The sequence below is a fragment of the Nocardioides daeguensis genome (genome assembly GCF_019192965.1).
GTDB lineage: Bacteria > Actinomycetota > Actinomycetes > Propionibacteriales > Nocardioidaceae > Nocardioides > Nocardioides daeguensis.
Map to the genome: position 1 here is coordinate 190,773 of NZ_JAHTKU010000005.1, position 17,804 is coordinate 208,576.

A 17,804-nucleotide genomic window follows, 5' to 3' on the forward strand; every position below is an offset into this window, starting at 1 on the left:
CCGGCTCAGCCCCAGAAGATCGGGTCGCCCGAGTTCTCGATGTGGTCGAGCAACGCCTCAATGTTCCTCGTCGGACGCTTGGGTTTGTAGTCGTGGAACTTCAGGTTCCGGTCGCGCCAATAGATAGACCAGAGCCCCGTCGTCTTCGTGTAGCGCAGTCGGGCAATCGGGAAGCGGGCGTGCTCACCCACGCCGTTCCACGGCGGTCGCACCTCGACGATGTCGACGTGACGGTCTGCAACGTCGGCCTCGACCTTGAGCTGGTCCCACAAGTGCTCCGGGACGCGCTCGCGCGCCCACAGGCGGATCCGGTGAAGGTCGGTCTCTGGGAGCACCTAAACCCCGATCTTCGATGGCTGGCGTCGGATTCTTGCGGACTTCTTGCGGACCAAACGCGGACTATTCGGCCCTAACCCCCGCCTGACCTGCACAAACGCCGCGCGTTAGTAGTACCAGGGGTACGGCGACCAGTCGGGCTCCCGCTTCTCCAGGAACTGGTCACGCCCCTCCTGCGCCTCGTCGGTCATGTACGCCAGCCGGGTGGTCTCACCGGCGAACAGCTGCTGGCCGACCAGGCCGTCGTCGAGCAGGTTGAAGGAGTACTTGAGCATCCGCTGGGCGGTGGGGCTCTTGCCGTTGATGATCCGGCCCCACTCCAGCGCGGTGGCCTCGAGCTCGGCGTGGGGCACGGAGCGGTTGGCGGCGCCCATCCGCACGGCGTCGTCGGCGGAGTACTCCTGGCCGAGGAAGAAGATCTCGCGAGCGAACTTCTGGCCGACCTGGCGAGCCAGGTACGCCGAACCGTAGCCGCCGTCGAAGGAGCCCACATCGGCGTCGGTCTGCTTGAAGCGGGCGTGCTCGGTGGAGGCGAGGGCGAGGTCGCAGGTGACGAACAGGCTGTGGCCGCCGCCGGCCGCCCAGCCGGGGACCACGCAGATGACGATCTTGGGCATGAAGCGGATCAGGCGCTGGCACTCGAGGATGTGCAGGCGGGCGAGCTTCGCCTTGTCGATGGCGCTGGGCTCCTCGGCACCGGTGTCCGCGGAGCCGATCTCCTTGTCCTCGTACTGGTAGCCCGCGCGACCGCGGATCCGCTGGTCGCCGCCGGTGCAGAAGGCCCACTTGCCGTTCTTCGCGCTCGGGCCGTTGCCGGTGAGCAGCACGCAGCCCACGTCGGCGGACTGGCGGGCGTGCTCGAGGGTGCGGAGCAGCTCGTCGACGGTGTGCGGCCGGAACGCGTTGAGGACGTCGGGGCGGTCGAAGGCGATACGGACCGTGCCGTGCGCCTTCGCCCGGTGGTAGGTCAGGTCGGTCAGGTCCTCGAAGCCCGGGACGACGTCCCACTGGCTCGCGTCGAACGTCTCGCTCACGCCCTCGATCGCACTCATGGCACCTGAACCTAGGGCATGGCGCGGTTCGGGCTTGACCTTGCCCCTGGGGGCAAGGTCTACCGTCGGTGCGTGCTCATCAAGGACCTCGCCGAACGCGCCGGCGTGAGCGTGAAGGCGGTCCGCTACTACGAGTCGCGCGGCCTGATCACGCCGGAGCGGGCGGCCAACGGCTACCGGGAGTACGACGACGCCGACGTGCTCGTCGTCCGCGAGATCCGTGCGCTGCTGTCCCTCGGCCTCACCGCCGACGAGACCGTGCCGTTCGTCGAGTGCCTGCGCGCGGGCAACGAGCGGGCCGACGTGTGCCCGTCGTCGCTGGACGCCTACCGGATGCGGATCGCCGAGATCGACCAGCGGATCGAGGAGCTCAGCCGCCTGCGCGGGGAGCTGTCCGGGTTGCTGGAGGACGCCGAGAGCTACACCTCCCCTACTTCGAACCCCCAGGAGACGCCATGACCCTGCAGGAGATCACCGACGCCGACTTCGAGCACGAGGTGCTCGCGTCCGACGAGCCCGTGCTCGTCGAGTTCTGGGCCCAGTGGTGCGGCCCGTGCCACCAGGTCGCGCCGGCGCTGGCGAGGATCGCCGAGGAGCGGTCGGGGGCGCTGCGGGTGGTGAAGGTGAACAGCGACGAGAACCCCGTGACCTCGGCCCGCTACCGGGTGATGGGTCTCCCGACGATGATCGTCTTCCGCGGCGGCGAGCCGGTGCACGAGCTGCGAGGCGCACGCCCCAAGGCCGCCCTGGACCGCGAGATCGACCAGGCCCTCGCCGGCTGAGCCCCCGGAATACCGTCGCGGCGGGCGCCCTTGAGAACGACATGACTCTTCTCCAGGGCGAGTACGAGCCCAGCAGCCAGCAGTGGGTCCGCGACCAGGTCGCGGAGTACGAGGCCTCCGGCGGCGCGCGTGCGAACACGCTGCGCGGGTCGACGGACCCGATCGTGGTGATCACGTCGGTGGGCGCGAAGTCCGGCAAGCTCCGCAAGAACCCGGTCATGCGAGTCGAGAAGGACGGCGTGTACGCCGCGATCGCGTCCAAGGGCGGCGCCCCGGACAACCCGAGCTGGTACGCCAACTTCCTCGCCCACCCGGTCGTCGACCTCCAGGACGGCCCGGAGCCCCAGGCCTACACGGTGCGCCTCGCCGAGGGCGAGGAGCGGGCGCAGTGGTGGCAGCACGCCGTCGCGACCTGGCCGACCTATGCGTCGTACCAGGAGAAGACGGACCGGGAGATCCCCGTCTTCCTGCTCGAGCCGGTCGACCCCGCCTGACCCGCCACCTGCGCGAAGTGCCCCGTTTGGGGGCGCGAAGTGCGCCGGTTCGGGGCGCGAAGTGCGCCGGTTCGGGGCGCGAAGTGCCCCGGTTGGGGGCGCGAAGTGCCCCGGTTGGGGGCGCGAAGTGCCCCGGTTGGGGGCGCGAAGTGCCCCGGTTGGGGGTGTGAGGTGCGCCGGTCCGGGGGGTGAGGTGCGCAGGTGGGCGTGCGAGGCCTGGAACCCGCGCACCTCGGTGCCCCGAACGGCGCACCTCGGTGCCCCAAGACCCGCACTTCGCACCCCCAACCGGGGCACTTCGCGCAGGACCCGGTCAGCTGTTCGCGATGGTGACGGCCAGGCCGCACAGGTGCCCGAGGCGCATGATCTCCGACTCGGCGAACTCCGGTCCGCCGCGGCGGCCGACGACGACGATCTCGTTGCCGTCGAGGCGGGCGGCCGCGAACAGGGTGACCTCGTCCTCGGGTGACTCAAGGCGGGTGGGGGCCTCGATCTCGAGGAACTCGAAGTCGTCGGGCGCGGCGCTGGTGCCGTAGACGACGCCCTTCGCCCGGTGCACGCGCGCGGCCCAGTCGACCCGGAAGGTCGCAGGCAGCAGGTCGATGAGGTTGTCGAAGGCCTTGTCGGGCGCGGCGGTCAGCTCCTCGACCGCCTCGAGGTCCAGCATCAGGTTGCCGCCGGCCGGGTAGCGGCTGACGAAGAGCACCTCGACGCCGTCGAGCGCGTTGCACGCCGACACGACGGAGTCGGGCATCATCCCCTGCTCCAGCTCGAGCAGGACGTCGTCGACGGCGGTGCCGTCGTCGACGCGGTGCTCGACGATCTCGATCGCCTCGATGTCGCCGCCCGCCATACCGATCGCCGTCGCCACGCGCCCCAGCGAGCCGGGGACGTCGGGCAGCAGCACGCGGAGCAGGAATGGCATGGTCTCGACATTAACCCGCCGAGGTTTCGCCCCGGTTGCGGGCCCACCGGTTGAGTCGGACGGCGCGGCTAGGGAGCGAGGCGGTGTCGGAGGCCCGTGGCGCGCTGCGCGGTCGTCGTCACCGCAGCACGTACGGCGGCCTCCGAACCCACCACCAGCAGGCTCGCCCGCGCCCGGGTCACGGCGGTGTAGAAGAGCTCCCGGCTGAGCAGGCGCGACCCCTCCTCCGGCAGCAGTACGGCGATCCGCGTGGCCTGGCTGCCCTGGCTCTTGTGGACCGTCATCGCGTGCATGGTCTCGATCGCGTCGAGACGGCCGGGAGCGAACGGGCGGGGCGCGCCGGCGCCGGCGATCCAGGCGCGGGGCCGGCCGGAGGCGTCGGTCACCACGACGCCGGTCTCGCCGTTGTAGACGTCGAGGGCGTAGTCGTTGCTGGTGACCAGCAGTGGGCGGCCGGCGTACCAGGCCGAACCGAGCGGCGCACCGAGCTCGGCGGCGAGCCACTGCTCGACGTGCCGGTTCCAGACCCGGACGCCGTAGGGGCCGTCGCGGTGGGCGCAGAGCAGGCGGAAGTCGTCGATCGCGGCGAGCGCGGCTTCGGGGCCGCGCTCGACGGCGGCGTCGCGGACCCGGAGCGCGGAGGTGGTGCACTCGGCCTGGAGCGCGGCGACCGGGTCGTCGGTCTCGATCCAGGTGACCTCGCCGGTGCCGGCCCGGAGCACCTCGAGGACCCGGTCGGCGGCGTCGGGCGAGTCGTCGCGCAGAGCCGCGGCGAGGCCCTTGATCTCCTCGGTGGAGCGATGGTTCTCGGTCAGCGCGACGACCGGGGGATCGGGGTGGTCGGCGAACCCGGCGACCAGGTCGGAGAGCACCGCACCCGCGCCGACCGAGGTGAGCTGGCGCGGGTCGCCGACGAGGACGAGACGGCTGTCGGGCCGCACCGCCTCGAGCAGGCGGGCCATCATCGTCAGGTCGACCATGGAGGCCTCGTCGACGACGACCAGGTCGTGCTTGAGCCGGTTGCCGCGGTCGTGGCGGAACCGGGTGGCGTTGTCGGGGCGCCAGCCCAGCAGCCGGTGGAGCGTCACGCCGCGCGGTGGCGGCAGGTGACCGGGACCGTCGCCGAGGGCGCCCAGCAGTCGCAGCTCCTCCTCGACGGCCTGCTCCAGGCGGGTCGCGGCCTTGCCGGTCGGCGCGGCCAGCGCGATCGACATCCGCCGGTCGTGGGCGACGGCGAACTGGTCGGCCAGCGCGAGCACGAGACGCGCCACGGTGGTGGTCTTGCCGGTGCCCGGTCCCCCGGTCAGCACGGTCGTGCGGTGCCGGGCGGCGTGCTCGACCGCTGCTGCCTGCTCGCCGCTCAGGTGCTCGCCGCTCACCCGCCGCAGAGTCGCGGCGAGCACGGCCTCGTCGACGGCCGGCGCACCGAGCGCGATCCGGGTGGTGAGGTCGTCGGCGACCTGCCGCTCGAGCCGGTGGTAGCGGTCGAGGTAGACCAGGTCGTGCTCGACGTGCAGCACCTCGGCGGCCACCAGCGCGGAGGACTCGATCGCGCTGAGCCACTCGGCGCGCTCCGGCCAGAGCAGCTCGGTGCCGTCGAGCTCGGGCAGGGAACCCAGGTCGAGCCCGACCGACCCGCCCCGCACCGAGCGGACGGCGAGCGCGGCGGCCAGCAGCACCCGTTCGTCGTCCTCGCCGGCCAGCGCGGCGACCCGCTCCGCGACCCGGACGTCGGCCGCATCGACGATGCCGGCCGCGTTGAAGGAGCCCAGCAGCCCGCCGACCCGCAGCGCGAGGCGCGGGTCGTGGGCCGAGGTCGGCTCGAAGATCTCGGTCACGGCCGGGTCCCGTCGAGGAGGTCGGAGAGCGCGACGACGAGCTCGACCGGCGGCTGCCAGGTGAAGATGCCGCACGGCTCGCCGTCGACCCGTGGCGTGTCCGGGCCACACATGCCGCGCAGGTAGAGGTAGGCGACGCCGCCGAGGTGGCACGCGGGGTCGTAACCGGGCTGGCGCCAGCGCAGGAACCGGTGGAGGACGACGGCGTACAGCAGCGCCTGGAGCGGGTAGTCGGAATGCCCCATCGCGTCGTCGAGCGCGCGCGGCCGGTAGGAGCCCGCGGTCAACGCCTCGTCCATCGGCCCGAGCCAGTTGGTCTTGTAGTCGATGACGACGTAGCGCGGGTCGCCCGCCCCGTCGCGCGACGGCAGCCGGAGCACCACGTCGATCGACCCGGTGAGGTAGCCGCGCAACACCTGCCCGCCGAGCAGCGGGTTGTCGAGCGCGTCGGCGTACGCCCGGACCGGGTCGCCCTCGGGCAGATGGGTCCGCAGCAGCGAGGCGAGGTCGCCGAGCAGCACCTCCTCGGCGGAGCGCGCCTGGTGCACCGGGTGGTCGCCGCCCGCCAGGGGCAGCTCGAAGTCGAGCTCGCAGAGCCGGTCGGCAGTCCCGATCTCGCGCAGCGTCGTCTCGTCCATCAGCGGTCCGAGCGGGGTGTCGAGCACCGCGACGAGGGCGTCGGCGAGCTCCTCGGGGTCGAGCGCCACCGGCCACCAGGTCAGCTGCTCGTCGATGTGGCCGAGCAGCTCGGTGCGCAGGTCGGGCGCCGCCGGGTCGGCGTGCTCGAGCACGGCGTGGACCAGTGAGCCGAAGGTGGCGCCGACCGGCAGCCCCGCCATCGGCGAGGGTACGGCGAGCGCCGGGTCGTGCTCGGGGACCTCGACCACCGGCGGCAGGTCCTCGTCGTCCTTCGGCCGGACCTCGGGCTCGCTGCCGACGCCCGGGACCGGCGTCGCCAGGTCGACGTGGCTCAGCGCGGAGTAGGACGTGCGCCGCCACCCGGTGTCGACGGTGCGGGTGAAGTCGCGGGCGTCCAGGACGGCCGGCGGGTCCTGCGGCATCGCCGGCAGCGCGTCGGCGGGTACGGCGACCTCCGGGACGAACGCGCCCCGGTCTCGCCAGGTGGCGAACAGCTCGGTCGCGGCCTCCTCGTCGGGAACCGGCGGTCCGACCGGCACGACGCTGCGCAGGCCCGGTCCGTCGGTGGCGGGCTGGCGCAGCAGCAGCCGGTGCAGCGGAGAGGCCTCGGCGTTGCGGGTCGGCGCCCACCAGGCGACGACCTGGCTCTGGGCGCGGGTGAGCGCGACGTAGAGCAGCCGCAACCACTCGCCGTTCTCCTCCTCGGCCCAGCGCCGGACGTGGTCGGACCACTCGGGCCCGGCGCCGCCGACGTCGAGGCAACGCCGGCCCGCGGCGTCGTGGAACAGCGGCCTGTCGGGCTTGCCGACCCAGCGGTCGGCGAGCGAGGGCAGGTAGACGACGGGGTACTGCAGGCCCTTGCTGGCGTGGATCGTGACGAGCTGCACGGCGGCGGCGTCGGAGTCGAGGCGGCGGGTCCGCTCGGCGCCGCGTCCCTCGCGCGCCTCGAGCACCTGCTGGCGCAGCCAGGCCAGCAGCGCGACCGCGCCCATCTGCTCACGCAGCGCGGCCTCGTGCAGGACCTCACCGATGTGACGGACGTCGGTCAGCGTGCGTTCGCCGCCGACCTGGCGCAGGAGACGTTCGGGCATGCCCCCCGACGTGGCGGCCTCGACCACCGCCGCGACGCCGCGTCGGGCGAGCGCCTCGGACCACGACCGGAGCCGGTCGCCGAGGTCGTCGCTCAGCTCGTCACCTCCGGCGTCGAGGCTCGCGGCGTCGTACCCGAGGAAGCAGGTGAGCGCCGCCGCCCGCACCCGGGCGGTGCGGTGGGGCTGCTCGAGCGCCTCGAGCAGCGAGAGCCACTCGACGGCCGCCGGGGTCGCGAAGACGCTGCCGCCACCGGCGATGACGGCCGCGACCCCCACGTCCTGCAGGGCGGAGCGGGCGGCGGCGAGGTCGGCGTGGCGGTAGCAGATGACGGCGACGTCGTTGGGGCGCAGCGGGCGGCCCTCGAAGGTGGCGCCGCTGGTGATCAGCGCCCGGACGTCGTGGGCGAGGTCGCGGGCGATGTGGGGCCGGACCTGGTTGACCGGGAGCGGGGTGCCGCCGCGCTTGCGGAAGGTCTCGCGGCGCACGACCCGCACCCGGAACGGCGCAGCCTTCGGCGCCCCGGCCAGCCGCGACTCCTGGTGGTGGGCCTGCACGTCGTGGACCACGATCCGCGGGTCGCCGAGCTCGGCGCCCCCGAGCAGCCGTCCGAAGGCGTCGACCAGGCCGGCGTCGCTGCGCCGGTTGACCGCCAGGGTCTGGCGGGTGGTGGCGGTCTCGGCGGCGGTGAGGTAGGTCGTCACGTCGCCCCCGCGGAAGGCGTAGATCGCCTGCTTCGGGTCGCCGATCAGCACCATCGCCCTTCGAGGCTCCCTTCGAGGCTCGCAAGCTCGCACCTCAGGACCAGCGCAGGCTCGCACCTCAGGAACCGGCGAAGGCTGGAACGCCCGGTCGAACACCTTCCACTGCACCGGGTCGGTGTCTTGGAACTCGTCGACCAGCACGATCCGCCACCGCGCTCGCATCCGCGCCCGGGCCGGGGAGTCGTCCTCCTCGAGCGCGTGGGCGAGCTGGTCGAGCAGGTCGTCGTAGGACAGGACGCCGAGGCGGCGCTTGCGGCGGCTCATCTCCTGCCGCACGGCGGTCGCGAACGCGACCTTGCGCCCGGCCGGGTCGTCGCGCGGGAGGCCGGCAGGCTCGAGGTCGGCCTGCGGGTCGCCGACGACCCGGCGGGCGATGGCGAGCGCGTCGGCGTGGCTGAAGGCGGGCGCGGTGCCGGGCGGCAGCTGCGCGAACGCCCGCAGGTAGAGGTCGTCGACCACCTCGACCAGCATGTCGTCGAGGTCCTCGACCAGCCGCGCCCGGGCGTCGGTGTCGCCGGCCACCCCGAGGGAGTCGAGCACGAGCGAGCAGAACTGGTGGATGGTGGCGATGGTGGCCGCGTCGAAGTCGGCCAGCGCCTGGGTGACCCGGCGGTGCCGGATGCGGCGTTCGTCGGGCGGACAGTCGAGGAGGTGCTCGACCACCTCGGTCGCCGGGGTCGCCAGCGCGCCGGTCAGCGCCTGCTCGGCCTCGACCAGCTGGCGGCGCACCTGCTCGCGCAGCTCCTGGCTCGCCGCCCGGCCGAAGGTCACGACGAGCAGCTGCTCGAGCGGCACCCCCTCCTCGGCGACGTAGCGGGTGACGAGCGCGCCGATGGTCCAGGTCTTGCCGGTGCCGGCGCTGGCCTCGAGCAGCGTCGTCCCGGTGGGCAGCGGTCCCCGGATGTCGAAGGGCGTCGTCGCGTCGCTCACAGCGCGCCCACCTTCTCGGCGCCGGAGAGCAGCGGCTCCCACAACGTCCACGCGTACGACGCCAGCCCGGCGTCGAGCAGCACCGAGACCGGCGCCGCGTGCCCCCAGATCCGCCGGTGCGCCGCGTCGTCGTCCTCGCCCTTGATGCCCCACGGGTTGAACGGGTCGGTGGTCCACGCCGACGCAGCCGCGTCGGCCGGGTCGACGTCCATCCCGCGCAGCTCCTTGGCCCGGGCCTCGGCCCAGGCGTGTGCGGTCCGCAGCGGCATGGGGAGCGGGCGGGCCGCGCCCTCGTCGTAGAGCGCGACGACGGCGGCCAGCCACGCGGCGGCCCGGTGGTCGAGCGGCCCGGCCAGCGCCCGCTGGGGACCGCTGCGGGCGCGGGAGACCGCGTGGCCGGTCCAGTTCTCGTCGGGGTGGGTGGCGGTGAGGGCGACGACCTGCAGCCAGGACGCGATCCGCTGCTTGGGGCCGGGCCGGGAGTAGGTCACGTCGACGACCTGGTTGCCGTGGACGCGCGGCACGGTGCCGGTGAGCCGGCGGCCACCGCCGAGGTCGACATCGACGTCGACGGCGCGGGCGGGCGTGGCACGCAGGGCCGCGCTCTGCTGGAGCAGGGCCTGGCAGTCGCGGACGACGTCGACGAGGGCGTCGTGCCCGAGCCCGAACGGGGGCAGCGAGCCGCGCAGCTGCTCGGCGAGCATCACCGCCTCGCCGGTGGCGGCCGGGTCGTCGGAGGCGAGCACCGCTTGCAGCAGCCGGTCACCAATCGCCCACTTCTCGAGGTTGTCGAGGTCGACCGGGATCGCGTCGGCGACCTCGCCGGGCTCGAACGGGGTCGCGACGTCGAGACGGCCGCGCAGGAAGGAGCGGGCCGGGCGGTGCACGAAGTCGACGAGGTCGGCGAGCGAGACGTCCTGCACGGGCCGGGCCGCGAGCGGCCCGTCGAGGAACGGCGGCGCCGGCGTCCGCTCGCGCAGCGACGCCCGGGCGCCGGCCAGCGTGGCGCGGTCGAAGCTGAACGGCCCGGCCCCGACCAGCTCGCCGGCGACGTGGTTGCGCGGGTCGAACGCCTGCAGCGGGTGACGGACCACGACCTGCCCCCGCACCGGCGCTGCGGCGGTGCGGTCGAGCGCGTCGAGCAGCTCGCCCAGCGGCACCGCGGGGGGCCGTTCTTGGCCGGTGTGCTCGGCGGCGCCGGTGTAGGTGATGACCAGCCGTTCGCCGGCCGCGAGGATCGCGTCGAGCAGCAGCTGGCGGTCCTCGCCGCGCAGGTCGCGCTCGCCGACGCGGGGCCGGCGGGCGAGCACGTCGTCGCCGTTGACGCCACGGGAGCGGGGGAAGACGCCGTCGTCGAGCCCGACCAGGCACACCACCCGGTGCGGCACGGAGCGCATCGGGACCATCGTGCACACGGTCAGCGTGCCGGTGCGGAAGTTGGCGCGGGTGGGACGGCCGGCCAGCCGGGCCTGCAGCAGCGCCCGGACGTCGGCCAGCCGCAGCGGCACGTCGGGGTCGCTCTCGTCGGCACTCGCCCGGGCCCGGGCCAGCTCGCGCTCGAGCTGCGGCAGCTGCCAGGCGTCGTCGTCCTCGACCTCGCACAGGTCACGCACGCCGTCGGTGAGGGCGGCGAACCACTGGTCGGCGGCACGCGCCGCGGCGAGCGCGGCCAGGCAGGCGCCGAGCCGGGCGACCGCCTCACTCATCCGGCCGACCAGCTCGATCTCACCGCTGGCGATGTCATCGACGGGCAGCCCGCGTCCGACGTGGCGGTGGTCGTCGTCGCTCATCGCGACCCCGAGCAGCAGCCGGTCGAGCCCCGCCCGCCAGGTGTTGTGCGCGAAGCCGTCCATGGCGTACGCCGCCCGCTGGGTGGCGTCGATCCCCCACCGGACCCCGGCCTCGGCGACCCAGCGGGTCATCCGGGCGAGGTCGTCGTCGGTGAACCCGAACCGGCGCCGGCACACCGGCCGGGCCAGCAGGTCGAGCACCTGGGAGGCGGTCGCCCGGCCACCGGCGAGCTCGACCAGCGCGACGGCGACCGCGAGCAGCGGGTTGGTGCTGCTGGTGGCGCGGTCGGCGAGCCGCACCCGCAGCTGGTGGGCGGGGTGCAGCCCGGCGTCACCAGGACCACCCGCACCCGAGCTCTCGCCGACCAGCTCGCCCATGCCGAAGCCCGCGGAGATCAACGGCGCGTAGGTCTCGACGTCGGGGCACATGACGACGATGTCGCGCGGCTCGAGGGTCGGGTCGTCCTCGAGCAGGCCGACGAGCAGCTCGCGCAGCACCTCGACCTGGCGAGCGGGGCCGTGACAGGCGTGCACCTGCACCGAGCGGTCCGCGGCACGCGGCACCCGGCCGGCCCGCTCCTCGGCCGGCAGCACCGTGTTGGCGCGCAGGTCGGCCTGCAGCCAGCCGAGCAGGTCGTCGGGCGCCGCGGGATCGGGCACCGCGCCGAGGTCGGCGGCCTCCCCCGCGCGCACCCGCGCCCCGAGCACGGTCGCGAGCTCGCGGGAGTCGCGCCCGAGCGAGGCGAGCAGCGGGTGGTGCGCCAGCTCGGCCGAGGCGGACTCGTCCCGCGGCCCGACGTCGGTCCCGGCCGAGGCGACCGCCGACCACAACGCCGCCGACGGCTGGGCGAGCCAGAGGTGGACGTCGCGGTGCGCGGCCAGCGCGACGAGGAGGTCGACCTCGGTCTCGGGCAGCCGGGTGTGGCCGAACAGCGAGAGCCGGTCGGGCAGGTCGAGCCCGGCGACCTCCCCGGCCCGCAGCGCCGCGCAGACCCGGTCGTGGCGCACGTCGGGCGCCTCGGCGTGCCCCGCCGCGGCCATCCGGGCGAGCAGCCGCCGCCACAGCTCGGCCTCCCACACGAGGTCCGGGGCCAGCGGCTCGCCGGCACCGTCGGTGTCGCGCCCCGCGCGCCAGTCGCGGACCAGCGCGGGCCGCTGGACGGCGTACGACGCGAACAGCTCCGCGAGCCGGCGCGCGAGCGACCAGCGGCGGCTGCGGCGCAGCTCGCCCTCCTCGCCGTCGAGGCCGTGCCCCAGGTGGGTCGCGAGGGTCGCGCACCACGGCTCGCCGAGCGCGTCGTCGATGGTCGCGAGCAGCGGCCAGACCAGGCGATCGGGGTGCCAGGGGTCGTCGCGGTCGCGGCCGAGCAGCAGGCCGACCAGCGACGCCGGCTGGAGGAAGCGGACCCCGGCGCAGACCCCGTCTCCCCTGGACTCTCCCGCGCCGAGCCGGTGCGAGAGCCGCTGGGTGAGCCACCGCTCGACGCCCTTCGCCGGCACCACGACCACCTCGCTGGCGAACGGGTCGGCCAGCGGCGTGGCGAGCAGCCGGCCGAGCTCGTCGGCGAGCAGGTCGGTCCGCGCGGCGCGGTGCAGGTGGAGGGTCATCGCGGCCGAGGCTACTGGCGGGGTCCGGCAGAACCCGACGCCGTCCCCAGCACCGCCCGCCCGATCCGCAGCAGCGCGTCGCGCTGCCCGGCCTCGTCGAGCGGCAGCCGCAGCCGCATCGTGTTGACCACCGTCTGGGCGCTCCGCACGAGGGCGTGGGCGTCGCGGCGGGAGAGATCGGCGCGGCAGGCGAGGAGCAGCACGACCCACTCGTCGACGTAGTCCTGCTGCATCCGGCGGATCGGTACGCGCTCCTCCTGCGGCACGTGGACGATCTCGGTGAACAGGGCGGCCAGGGCGTCCCCCTGCGCGACGTTGATCCGCACCAGCGACGCCAGCGCCCGGTCGAGTGCCTCCGCGGGGTCGCGGGTGGAGGACAGGACACCGGCCAGGTCGAACTGCATCGCGTCGAGGCAGCGCGTGATGACGTGGGCCAGGACCGCCGACTTGCGGGGGAAGTGGTGGTAGAGGGTCGGCCCGGAGATGCCCGCGGCGGCGCCGATGTCGTCCATGCCGACGGCGTGGAAGCCGCGCTCCGCGAACAGGCGGACGGCGGCCGACAGGGCCGCCTCACGGCGCGACGCGGGCTGCAGCCCGCCCGCGGTGCCGGCCGGCCGCGCCGCCACCGCGCCGTCGGGTGCCAGGTCACCGAGCTCGGCCACCGCCGTCGCCGCCGCCACCATCAGCCGCCGCGCCCGGTCCCGGTCGACCTTCGCCCGCTCGAACGCCCGTCCGGTCGTGAGCACCGAGTGCACGGCCCACGCCGGGACCTCCCCGCCGACGGCGCGCCGCAGCGGCTCGAGCGCCGCCCGGTAGCGCGCCTGCAGCTCCGCGGCCCGGTCCGGCTCGAGGAAGACCTGTCCGCGCTGCCACACGCTGCCGGTCCGGTCCGGTCGCAGCAGCGCGGATGCCGCCGTGTCGAGCAGCCCGGACAGGTCGGCCGGGCCGTCGTAGGCCTGCTCGAGGAGCTCGACCTCCTGCTCCACCGCAGCCGCGAGGAGACCGGTCTTGCCGCTGAAGTGACGGTAGAGCGCGGACGCCGAGACGCCGACCTCGGCGGCGATGTCGGCGACCGAGACGTCGTGGAACCCGGCGCGCTCGAACTGCCGGGCGGCGGCCGCGACGATCAGCTGCTTGCGGTTGCGCGGGCGGCGCTGGGGGACGGCGTCGGACATCAGGCGGGCATCAGGCGGGCATCAGGCGGGCAGCTGGTCGAGGTAGTCGACCATCGCCAGCCGCCCCCGCTCGATCGCGTCGTCGATGGCGGACAGGTCGGCGCTGAGCCGCGACACCTCGGGCGAGCCGAGCGGCGGGCGCACCTCGACCAGGGTGGGTACGTCGGCGAGGGTCCCCGCGGCGAGGCGCAGGTCGTCGGCGGCGTACGACCGGAACCGGTCGACGTGCGCGGCACCGGCGGCGCGTCCGTGCCGCAGGAAGTACGGCGCGAGCAGCAGCCGCTCGAAGCGCGAGGGCGGCACCGCCCGCTGGTCGGCGCGGCGGGTGCGCAGCACCAGGACGTGGGTGGCGCCCTGGGCGAGCGCGGTGCGGTAGGGCACGCCCTCGGAGAGGCCGCCGTCGACGTACCTCCGATCGCCCACCTTCACCGGCCGACCCGCGAGCAGCGGGATGCAGGAGCTGGCGCGCAGGGCGGTCTGGGCGCTCAGCCGGTCGACGACGTGGGGCGCCAGGTCGGTCTCCTTCCCGGTGGCGGCGTCGGTCGCGATCGGGTGGAAGCCGATCGGGTTGGCCACGATCGCGTCGAAGTCCATCGGGGTGATCGACTCGTAGACGTGGTGGACCAGGCGCCGCAGGTCGACGACCGGGCCGCCGCGCAGGACCCGGCGCGGGTCGGTCACCTTCGCGGCCTGGACCTCGGGCCAGGCCCAGCTGCGCAGCCAGCGCTGCGCCTCGCCGGTCAGCAGCCAGGCTCCGTTGAGCGCACCGCCGGAGGTTCCGTAGACGTCGTCGAAGCAGTCGGTCAGCCCGGCCTCGTCGAGGGCGAGCGCCATGCCCGCGGAGTACGCCGCCCGGCTGCCGCCGCCCTCGATGGCCAAGGCGATCCGGTGGTCGTCGGTGCGCTGCCCCGGCCGGCTGCCGGACGCGCGCCGCGCGGCGAGGGCGTCGAGCAGCCTGGTCATGCGGGGAGCTCTCTCACCACCCGGGCCGGGTTGCCGACCGCCAGCACGCCGGCGGGCAGGTCGCGGGTGACGACCGAGCCGGCGCCGACGACGGTGTCGGCGCCGATGGTGACGCCGGGGCAGACGATGACGCCGCCGCCGAGCCACACGTTGTCACCGATCGTGATCGGCGCGGCGTTCTCCCACTTGGCGCGCCGCGGTCCCGCCTCGAGCGGGTGGAGCGGGGTGAGCAGCTGGACGTTCGGCCCGATCTGCACGTCGTCGCCGATGGTGATGTCGACGACGTCGAGGGCGACCAGGCCGAAGTTCACGAAGACCCCCGACCCCACCCGGATCTGGGAGCCGTAGTCGACCCGCAGCGGCGGGCGGATCGTGCTGTCCTCGCCGAGGGCGCCGAGCAGCTCGCGCAGGATCTCGCCACGACGAGCGCGCTCGCGGACGCCGGTCGCGTTGTAGGCCTCGGTGAGCTCCTGGGCCCGGACGTGGTCGGCGATGAGCTCGGGGTCGTCGGCGAGGTAGAGCTCGCCGGCGAGCATCCGTTCCTTCGTCGACCGGGTGTCGTCCACCGCGCTCACCGCTCGTGCTCGTCGGTGTGGTGCCGGCGGTCGTCGGCCTCGGTGATCTCGCCCTCGAGCGCGGCGCGGGCCTCGGGCTTGCCGTGGAACCGGCGGTAGGAGTAGACGAGCAGGCCCAGCGCGATCGCGCAGGACAGCAGCAGCGTGACACCGGTCCACACGCCGCCGGGCAGCCACCAGCGCTCGGCGATCGGCCACCAGTCCGGCGTGTCCGGGTCGAGCAGCCACACCAGGCCGAAGGCACCGATCCCCAGCGCGCCGATGGTCGAGGCGACGATCCGCGGCCAGGTCTCGACGCCCTCCGCGGCCGCGCGCAGGGCCCGCAGCAGGACGGGGTCGAGGAGCCGCTCGGCCCAGGTGTACTGCTGGGACAGCACCGCCAGGCCGGCCGCCATGAGCAGCAGCCCCGGCCCGGGCAGCACCATCGCCGCGATGCCGGCGAGCAGCAGCACCCAGCCGAGGACCTCGAGGACGATCCGCTTCGCCGCGCCGGTCACCGGCCCGCCTCCCGTCCGCCGCCGAACCGGTCGAGCCAGGCGAGCACGTCCTCGTCGGCGTTGCCGTGGGCCGCCGCGATCCGGGCCCACCGCTGGGCCATGGCGTGGAAGCGCAGCGGGTTGTAGACGTCCTCCTCGCGGGAGAAGAGCCCGTCGCCGGCGTACGTCATGATCGTGATGTTGGGCTCGCTCAGCATCGTCCCGTCGCCCGGGTCCGGCATCGGGTTGAGCACCTCGCAGACCAGCCGGTTCTGCGCGGCGTCGACGACCTGCCAGGTGATCGGGAACTCCGGCATCACCCGGCCCGGGTACGACGTCATCGTGCGCACCGACCACGCGCGGATCTCGTCGCGGCCGCGGAAGGTGCCCATCGCGTGCTCGACGTACTCGGCGTCGGGGGTGAACAGGTCCGCGTAGCCGTCCCAGTCCCCGGTCCCGGCGAAGCCCGCCACCTGCTGGTGGAAGGCGGCGTAGGCCTCGGTGATCTCCTCGGCGGCGAACGCGGGCGCGGGGTTCATGGGTCGATCCAATCAGGTCCGGCCAATCGACGCCCCGGCCCCGGGATTTCGCGAGGCTAGGCTTCGGCCATGCCGCACGGGACTGCCTCGCGACGACGCAGCCCGTTCGGCTCGCGGGTCCTCGGGCCGCGCGACCAGGAGCCCCGCCAGCTGCGGGTGCGGATCCAGGTGCTGCTGACGGTGATGCTGGTGACGACGAACCTGGTCGGCGCCCTGGTCGTGTTCGTCATCAACACCTGGGCGATCCCCTCGCCGGGCCCCAACGGCGAGATGGTGCTGGCGCTCGCGATCGCGATCCCGACGTACGTCGTGCTGGCCGCGATCGTCGGGGCGACCTGGGGCACGACCTCGTCGCTGCGCGCGCTGCGATGGGCCACCCAGCCAGAGATCGACGTCGACGCGGCGCAGCGGGCGCGGGCGCTGCGAGTGCCGCTCACGCTCACCGTCGCCCAGTTCATCATCTGGGGAGTGGGCACGGTCCTGTTCACGGTCCTCACGATCGTGCTGCAGCCCTCCCGCGCCGTCGGCACCGCCCTCACCGTCGGCATCGGCGCGGTCGTGGTGGCGGGGATCGCCTACCTGCTGACCGAGTTCACCCTGCGCCCGATCTCGGCCCGCGCGCTCGCCGGGGTGAAGGTGACCAGCAAGGTGCGCGGCGTCGGGGTCGGTCCGCGGATGGCGATCTTCTGGACCGTCGGCACCGCCGCACCGGTCGTCGGGCTGCTCATCGCCGCGATCCTCGCCCTGACCCCGGCTGGCTCCGACGCGAGCCTGACCCAGCTCGCAGTGGTGACGATCATCGTGTGCTGCGCGGTCCTGGTCTTCGGCTTCCTGCTCACCGACCTCAACGCCCGCTCCGTGGTCGCGCCGCTGCTGTCGGTGCGCGACGCGATGCAGGAGGTCGAGAAGGGCCGGCTCGATGCCGACGTCGTCGTGTACGACGGCACCGAGCTCGGCCAGCTGCAGAGCGGCTTCAACTCGATGGTCCACGGGCTGCGCGAGCGCGAGCAGATCCGCGACCTGTTCGGCCGCCACGTCGGCCAGGAGGTCGCCGCGGCCGCGGCCGCGCTGGGCGCCGGCGAGATCGAGCTCGGCGGCGAGACCCGGGTGTGCTCGGTGCTCTTCGTCGACCTGGTCGGCTCCACGACGTACGCCACCCAGCACGGGCCGACCGAGGTGGTCGCCGTCCTCAACCGGTTCTTCGCGGTGGTCGTCGACGAGGTGGACCGGCACCACGGACTGGTCAACAAGTTCATCGGCGACGCGGTGCTGGCGATCTTCGGCGCGCCGGTCGACCACCCCGACCATGCGGCCGCGGCCCTCTCCGCGGCCCGCGCGACGGCCGCCCGGCTGGCCGTCGAGGTGCCCGAGGTGGCCGCCGGGATCGGTGTCGCGACCGGTCAGGTCGTCGCCGGCAACGTGGGCCACGAGCAGCGCTTCGAGTACACCGTCATCGGCGACGCCGTGAACTCCGCCGCCCGGCTCACCGACCTCGCCAAGGACGTCCCCGGCGGCATCTTGGTGTCCGGGGACTCCGTCGCCGCGGCCGGCGCGGACGAGGCCGCCCACTGGACGGCGTACGGCGAGACGACGCTGCGCGGGCGGACCGAGCCGACCCGGCTGGCGATCCGACGCTTGTAACTAAGTGTTACCGCACGAAATGTGCCGCAACAACACCCGGGTAGTAGCAACAACACCCGGGTAGTCCGTTCGCCGAGCCCGGCGCGCACGTACGGCACCGCGCACCCGCGCGTGAACGCCGAAGACCCCTCCACCTCGGCGCTGTTGCTACTACCCGGGCGCTGTGGCACCGGTTTTCGTGCTGTAAC

The 17,804-nt window shown here is 74.1% G+C and carries 15 protein-coding genes; 4 read left to right on the forward strand and 11 right to left on the reverse strand.

The annotated features are described in order from the left end of the window. Window positions 1–5 precede the first annotated feature (5 nt). Window positions 6–335, reverse strand: coding sequence for a DUF3024 domain-containing protein (locus KU893_RS05440; protein ID WP_257440870.1), 330 nt, complete (start codon window positions 333–335; stop codon window positions 6–8). A 108-nt stretch (window positions 336–443) separates the two neighbouring features. Further along, window positions 444–1,388 (reverse strand): 1,4-dihydroxy-2-naphthoyl-CoA synthase, encoded by a 945-nt coding sequence (locus tag KU893_RS05445; RefSeq protein WP_218233326.1) that lies wholly within the window; start codon window positions 1,386–1,388, stop codon window positions 444–446. Window positions 1,389–1,460: 72 nt separating this feature from the next. On the opposite strand from KU893_RS05445, the gene KU893_RS05450 reads away from it, so the two are divergent. Genes KU893_RS05450 through KU893_RS05460 form a run of 3 tightly spaced genes read left to right on the forward strand, consistent with a single transcriptional unit; the run spans window position 1,461 to window position 2,664 of the window. Next, window positions 1,461–1,847, forward strand: coding sequence for a MerR family transcriptional regulator (locus KU893_RS05450; protein ID WP_218233327.1), 387 nt, complete (start codon window positions 1,461–1,463; stop codon window positions 1,845–1,847). After that, window positions 1,844–2,170, forward strand: coding sequence for a thioredoxin (gene trxA / locus KU893_RS05455; protein ID WP_281426616.1), 327 nt, complete (start codon window positions 1,844–1,846; stop codon window positions 2,168–2,170). Before KU893_RS05450 ends, trxA begins: the two co-directional genes overlap by 4 nt. Before the next feature lie 41 nt (window positions 2,171–2,211). Further along, complete coding sequence (locus KU893_RS05460) at window positions 2,212–2,664, forward strand: nitroreductase family deazaflavin-dependent oxidoreductase (protein WP_218233328.1); 453 nt, start codon at window positions 2,212–2,214, stop codon at window positions 2,662–2,664. 313 nt (window positions 2,665–2,977) lie between these two features. Here the strand turns inward: KU893_RS05460 and KU893_RS05465 are convergent, their stop codons facing one another. From KU893_RS05465 to KU893_RS05505, 9 genes are all read right to left on the reverse strand, one after another. Then, window positions 2,978–3,589, reverse strand: a complete 612-nt coding sequence (locus KU893_RS05465; protein WP_218233329.1) for an ACT domain-containing protein — start codon at window positions 3,587–3,589, stop codon at window positions 2,978–2,980. Window positions 3,590–3,657: 68 nt separating this feature from the next. Then, entirely contained in the window at window positions 3,658–5,427 is a 1,770-nt protein-coding gene (recD, locus tag KU893_RS05470; RefSeq protein WP_218233330.1) for an exodeoxyribonuclease V subunit alpha, read from the reverse strand. Then, window positions 5,424–8,849, reverse strand: a complete 3,426-nt coding sequence (locus KU893_RS05475) for a UvrD-helicase domain-containing protein (protein ID WP_218233331.1) — start codon at window positions 8,847–8,849, stop codon at window positions 5,424–5,426. The genes recD and KU893_RS05475 overlap by 4 nt, the downstream gene beginning before the upstream one ends. Continuing rightward, window positions 8,846–12,247 (reverse strand): exodeoxyribonuclease V subunit gamma, encoded by a 3,402-nt coding sequence (recC, locus tag KU893_RS05480; RefSeq protein ID WP_218233332.1) that lies wholly within the window; start codon window positions 12,245–12,247, stop codon window positions 8,846–8,848. Before recC ends, KU893_RS05475 begins: the two co-directional genes overlap by 4 nt. An 11-nt stretch (window positions 12,248–12,258) precedes the next feature. After that, on the reverse strand, window positions 12,259–13,422 hold the full coding sequence (locus KU893_RS05485) for a TetR/AcrR family transcriptional regulator (protein WP_218233333.1): 1,164 nt from the start codon (window positions 13,420–13,422) through the stop codon (window positions 12,259–12,261). A gap of 21 nt (window positions 13,423–13,443) precedes the next feature. Next, window positions 13,444–14,385, reverse strand: coding sequence for a patatin-like phospholipase family protein (locus KU893_RS05490; RefSeq protein ID WP_218233334.1), 942 nt, complete (start codon window positions 14,383–14,385; stop codon window positions 13,444–13,446). Beyond that, on the reverse strand, window positions 14,382–14,960 hold the full coding sequence (locus KU893_RS05495; RefSeq protein ID WP_308167180.1) for a sugar O-acetyltransferase: 579 nt from the start codon (window positions 14,958–14,960) through the stop codon (window positions 14,382–14,384). The genes KU893_RS05490 and KU893_RS05495 overlap by 4 nt, the downstream gene beginning before the upstream one ends. Then, complete coding sequence (locus KU893_RS05500; protein WP_218233335.1) at window positions 14,957–15,457, reverse strand: PGPGW domain-containing protein; 501 nt, start codon at window positions 15,455–15,457, stop codon at window positions 14,957–14,959. Before KU893_RS05500 ends, KU893_RS05495 begins: the two co-directional genes overlap by 4 nt. After that, window positions 15,454–15,975 carry a nuclear transport factor 2 family protein gene (locus tag KU893_RS05505; protein ID WP_218233336.1) on the reverse strand — a complete coding sequence of 174 codons (522 nt, stop codon included), beginning with the start codon at window positions 15,973–15,975 and terminating at the stop codon, window positions 15,454–15,456. The genes KU893_RS05500 and KU893_RS05505 overlap by 4 nt, the downstream gene beginning before the upstream one ends. Before the next feature lie 69 nt (window positions 15,976–16,044). Between KU893_RS05505 and KU893_RS05510 the strand changes: the two genes are divergently transcribed. Continuing rightward, window positions 16,045–17,616, forward strand: coding sequence for an adenylate/guanylate cyclase domain-containing protein (locus KU893_RS05510; protein ID WP_218233337.1), 1,572 nt, complete (start codon window positions 16,045–16,047; stop codon window positions 17,614–17,616). The last annotated feature ends 188 nt before the right edge of the window (window positions 17,617–17,804 follow it).

What these genes read in the sequence shown, in the direction of transcription:
- recC (WP_218233332.1), bottom strand. Translation starts at nt 12,247, where the DNA reads ATGACCCTCCACCTGCACCGCGCCGCGCGGACCGACCTGCTCGCCGAC.
- KU893_RS05445 (WP_218233326.1), bottom strand. Translation starts at nt 1,388, where the DNA reads ATGAGTGCGATCGAGGGCGTGAGCGAGACGTTCGACGCGAGCCAGTGG.
- KU893_RS05460 (WP_218233328.1), top strand. Translation starts at nt 2,212, where the DNA reads ATGACTCTTCTCCAGGGCGAGTACGAGCCCAGCAGCCAGCAGTGGGTC.
- KU893_RS05490 (WP_218233334.1), bottom strand. Translation starts at nt 14,385, where the DNA reads ATGACCAGGCTGCTCGACGCCCTCGCCGCGCGGCGCGCGTCCGGCAGC.
- trxA (WP_281426616.1), top strand. Translation starts at nt 1,844, where the DNA reads ATGACCCTGCAGGAGATCACCGACGCCGACTTCGAGCACGAGGTGCTC.
- KU893_RS05505 (WP_218233336.1), bottom strand. Translation starts at nt 15,975, where the DNA reads ATGAACCCCGCGCCCGCGTTCGCCGCCGAGGAGATCACCGAGGCCTAC.
- KU893_RS05510 (WP_218233337.1), top strand. Translation starts at nt 16,045, where the DNA reads ATGCCGCACGGGACTGCCTCGCGACGACGCAGCCCGTTCGGCTCGCGG.
- KU893_RS05485 (WP_218233333.1), bottom strand. Translation starts at nt 13,422, where the DNA reads ATGTCCGACGCCGTCCCCCAGCGCCGCCCGCGCAACCGCAAGCAGCTG.
- KU893_RS05465 (WP_218233329.1), bottom strand. Translation starts at nt 3,589, where the DNA reads ATGCCATTCCTGCTCCGCGTGCTGCTGCCCGACGTCCCCGGCTCGCTG.